At 45.4% G+C, this 4,575-nt stretch carries 4 protein-coding genes; all 4 read right to left on the reverse strand.

The window, feature by feature from the left end; all coding sequences use genetic code 11:
- Positions 1 to 2,668, reverse strand: a 2,668-nt coding sequence (locus E4T80_RS12330) for a PAAR domain-containing protein (protein WP_194188942.1), incomplete at its 3' end; no start/stop codon positions are given.
- Positions 2,669 to 2,673: 5 nt separating this feature from the next.
- Positions 2,674 to 3,084, reverse strand: a complete 411-nt coding sequence (locus E4T80_RS12335) for a DcrB-related protein (RefSeq protein ID WP_047977970.1) — start codon at positions 3,082 to 3,084, stop codon at positions 2,674 to 2,676.
- Between the two features lie 61 nt (positions 3,085 to 3,145).
- Positions 3,146 to 4,180, reverse strand: coding sequence for a type VI secretion system baseplate subunit TssG (gene tssG / locus E4T80_RS12340; protein WP_135058689.1), 1,035 nt, complete (start codon positions 4,178 to 4,180; stop codon positions 3,146 to 3,148).
- Positions 4,144 to 4,575: type VI secretion system baseplate subunit TssF (locus E4T80_RS12345; protein ID WP_194188943.1), on the reverse strand; the 432-nt coding region annotated here is incomplete at its 5' end. The genes E4T80_RS12345 and tssG, both read right to left, overlap by 37 nt.

Consider the following 4,575-nt stretch of genomic DNA (forward strand, 5'->3'; position numbering starts at 1 on the left):
CTCCCGCTTCCGTACTGATTTGGGTAAGCTGCTGATTGGCGTTATAGGCGTAATGATTGGTTTCCCCCAAGCTGTTGGTGAGGGTCGCCAAATTGCCGTTGTCATCATAACCGTAATGCCACTGTACGCCGGAGAAATCCGTTTCCGTGTCGATTTGGTCGTCCGCATTATAGCGATACTGATAACGTTCCCCTTTCGGGTTAATTACGGCGGTGAGTTTTAGGCTGTCTTTATCGTATTCATACTGCCAAACGTGCCCTTCACCGTCCCGTTTTTCAACGAGCAGGTCGAAAGCACCGTATCGGAACGTCCATTCAATCTGATTGGCATCGGTATAGCTTAACAGATTGCCGTGCCGGTCGTAGCGGTAATTCACCCCGCCTTGATTGGGTTGCTGAATGTGTTGTAATTTGCCGTATCGGGTATAGGCATAACGCCAGCTGTTGCCTTTCGGGGCGGTGAATGCCGTCAGTTCGTCTTGATCGTTATAATTGAGCGTCAATCGCCGTTGCTCGGCATCTTGTTGCGCAATTAAACGATGACGCAGGTCGTACTGAAACTGCTCTTGTCGTTGATGTTGCTTCTCTGTGGTTTGAATAGCGGTGAGTAAGCCGTATTGGTTGCGGGTAAATTCGGTGGTTGAACCGTCCGGAGCAGTAAAGCAGGCGGTCTGTTGCGCGCCGTTTTCTGCAAAACGGGTAGTTTTCGTCCAAGTGCGGTTGAGTGGGTCGGTGATTTTGATAAGGGTGTAGGCATCCTGATGCTCATCATCTATCTCATATTCATACTGCCACATTGCCCCTAAGCTATCGGTAAAGGTTTTTACTAACCCCGTATCTTCCAAATAGGTGAAGTGAAGTTGTTCACCTTTTGGTAAGGTTTGTGTTAATAAATTGCCGTAGAGGTCATAGGCGTAGCGAGTAATTTTACCTGTCGGACTCACCACTTGGGTTAAAGTAAGTAAGGCTGTATCGTAATAAAAGGTTGTTGTACCTTTTAAATTGCGGGCTTGCGTATAACCGTCAAAATAATCTAACCACACTTCATAAAAGCCGTTTGCCCCGACACTATATACACATTGTCCTTGTGCATTATATCGGTAATTTACCCGGGTTTTATCCCTATCCGACCATTCAATCAGTTGGCTATGTTCATCGTAGGTATAATAGAGATGAAAATCCTGTACGGCATCGGATTCTATTAAATGCCCTTGGCTATCCTGCTGATAAGTCGCTAAACAGGTGGATTGATTATCCGTGCGAACAATTTGGTGCAAATAGCCACTTGGGTGATAACGTAGGGTTAATTGAATCCCCTCGGAATGCTCAACCCGAACGGGCTTTGTCGGGTTACTTTCTTGATAGATAAAGCGGGCTTGATTGTGATAATCGTCTGAAAAATGGCTCAACCGATAACGCCCGATAGGTAGTTTAGGGTAGTCAAACTCGCTATTCACCGCATCAGTAGTGCCATTTTCAACCGCCTCAAAATGACGACAAAAGCCGGTTATTCTGTGTTTAACCAAAAAGGTAGCGGAGCCGGTGCGTATCAACACATAATCGGGGTGATACGGGTTAGAGGTTTGAGACATACCCTGAGGCAAACCAAATTGTAATACGGCACCGTCTTCCGTGAAGACTTGGATATATTCCGCCGCCTCATTCACCCACGCAGTTTGCGAAAAACTATCCGCCCAATATTGACCGAGTAATCCTGCCGGTATTGTCTGTGGCCAATCCCTTGCCCAAGTGCGAGTGAACGTCAGTGGCAATGTTTGACCGAGGCTAAAATCCGTACGTTGTTCGACCAAATGCCCGGTCATTACATCAATCGGATCACCAAAAATCGCTTTTTTGGCGGTTTCTTTATAGCGCTGAATGCCTTTACCTTTATTCTCCCTAAACGCGATTTTGGCACAGTTGGCATTACTTGAGATACAATATTTAGCTTTGCCGACAGCCTGCTTGGTTGCCCCTGCACCTTTTTTAATCGCATTACCTAACACCAAAGCCCCTATTTTCGCCGAGGCTGCCGGTGATTTAATCAATTTTCCCAAGCCAGAAAGAACGCTTTTTACACCTGCTTTTGAAGGGGGAACAATAGTAGCGACAACATCAATTAATGGATGAAATTCACTTTTTATCTCAAGATAGGCTATTTTTCCCGATCCGATAATCACATTATCCGAACCTTCTAAAATTACCCCGCCACACTCTGTTTTATCCCCTTTTCGAGCCGCCGGGAAATTTTCAATAAAGACCGTCTCACTGCCTTCGGCAATGCGTTGGTTTAGGGGGGCGTGGCGGGTACAAGCCACAGCGAAGGGTTTTACGGCTACCCCTGCTTGTTTATCGTTAATAAAGACAGTATTCGCACCAATAACAATCGGGCCATATTTTTCTTCACCAAAACAACTCTCAATAAAACCTTGTACTGCGTCTTCAACGCCCTCTTGCACTTTGGTTGAAAGCGACTTTTGCCCCACCATCGGACTACCAATATCGTCAGCCATCAGTAACATACCGACAAAGATACCCGCCGGTCCTAACATAAAAGGCACGCCAGACAAGGCAGCCCCTGCTAAAGCGCCCAATAACCCGGCAACTTGACTTTTATGCTTTATCTCATCTCCTACCCGTGCAGCAGGAGGGGCATTAGTTGCAGACATAATTTTTACTCGGTCGTTGGTTCAAAAGAATAAACAATGTTTAGTAAATAATCTTTTTGGCTCTCTGTCAATGGTATTGTCGAGGTAAAGGTGAAGGTCAAGAGCTGTTTACCGACTATCCATAAGACCGCCAGTTGATAAATATGACTTTCAGGACTTTTCCAATCATACTCAAGCAAATGTACCGGTTGATTCTGTAATTCAAATTGCCGATGCTCTATTAGGTGATAATTGGTTAAGGATTCAAATTGATGCATAATTTGATGATAAAAATCCTCGTGATTAACGCCCTCCACAAGAGGCATTCGATTAATCACAAAATTCACCTGGCTATTAGGTAAAGTAAACGCATTGACACTTTGATCCTGCCAAGATTCCGGCAGCTTAAATTTTCCTTCGTTAATTTGATAATACATTGCAACACCTCTTTGCTGATTTTACCTATTTCTGATAGCATCTCACCGCTTGTCTATATCGCTACTCACGGATTAATAACGTGATGCTCGGTTCGCTGTCCGGCACCCCGATAAAACTGCTCCAACCCAGCCGGTTATTATGCTCGCTGTCCCCTAACCGCATTCCTTTGATTTGCTCCTGACGAAGCCCAAGGCGTAAATCCCAGGCAAATTGGTCTTTTAAAATAAACGACACAAAGGTAATCAGCGGGATATACTGCTTCCCGTTCGGGAGAAAGTCTAAAAACTCGTGGTAGGTCAGTTGGCTAATCTCAAGTAAAAATTTCCCTCCCCTATCCGGGTTACGGGCACCTAACGAAAAATTGACCCCAAGGCAACTGCGCCCTACCGGTGGTTTACCGGCTTCTTTTAATGTCTGCCCTAAGCGGTTTTGTTCGCTTTCGCTGATCGGCGCATAGCGGAAGCGCCAGCTTTTAATGGAGACGGCACTTAAATCAAAGCAGTGAGAAATCAAACTGCACAAGACATCCGGTGAGCGGGCGGGACTGGCTAACATACCGGCATACGCCAACATTTTGGTTGGGTTAATGGATAATTGTTGTCGGGTAGAATGGTGTCCTAATCCGACCAACGCAAACATTCGGGCAGAAAATTGATCCACCCCTTCCGGTTGAAAGGCTATGTAGTAGCGGTATTTACGCCAGATTTGGTGGAGCAATAAAATCAGTCGATGGTTAAACACATCTAAGAAATCCACCAATCGATTCTCTTGGTGGGTATATTCTTTCGCCAAATTTTCAAGGTAGTAGGTGGGTAATGGCGACTGCGTGCCGTGTAGCCCGAGAAAGCTCACTTCCAGTTGATATTTGCCTTCCTCTGTTTGCAACAACTGCACTAAATCCCGAATCGGGAAGTTGAGTCCGGCAGTCGCACTCAAGCGAACCGGTTCTTCGCCGGGGCGCAAGGTTAATGCCTGTTCCGCATTCACACCACTCAGCTTATAAAGTGTTTCTAATAGCTGATAAAAGCTATATCGGGTAATATCTGAAAATGTCGGAGCTACATTAGAGAATGTTGTCCGATTTGAATAGGCCATTCGTAAGTCTCCTGATTTTCAATATTGACGACTTTTAACTTGTGGAAGGAATTTAAACTCGCATACAGCGAGAAAAAATGCGACAGCACCGTACAAAATAAAAACAAATCCCCTTCGGACTGAAATGCACTCTGTTTGACATACAGGGTGGATTGTAGCCCTCTGACGGTTACCCCTTTGAATAAACGGTCAATCGGTTCGGTTTGAATCCGCTCAATGCCGTCTAAACGTTTTTGAGACATTTTGGCGTTACGCCGACTGTGCCAGCTTGGTAAATCATAGGTTTTAATGATTTCTTTCAGGGCATCGGTATCCAGTAAGGAGAGGTAATTCAGGGAAGAATTGGAAATCAACTTCCACGCCAATGTTCCATCTAATACCGGGTGAAGCGGGAG

Origin of the sequence: Muribacter muris (genome assembly GCF_004569585.1) — a bacterium.
GTDB classification, from domain to species: domain Bacteria; phylum Pseudomonadota; class Gammaproteobacteria; order Enterobacterales; family Pasteurellaceae; genus Muribacter; species Muribacter muris.

Excerpts from the sequence above, each read along its gene's own strand:
- E4T80_RS12335 (WP_047977970.1), bottom strand. The coding sequence starts at position 3,084 with ATGTATTATCAAATTAACGAAGGAAAATTTAAGCTGCCGGAATCTTGG.
- tssG (WP_135058689.1), bottom strand. The coding sequence starts at position 4,180 with ATGGCCTATTCAAATCGGACAACATTCTCTAATGTAGCTCCGACATTT.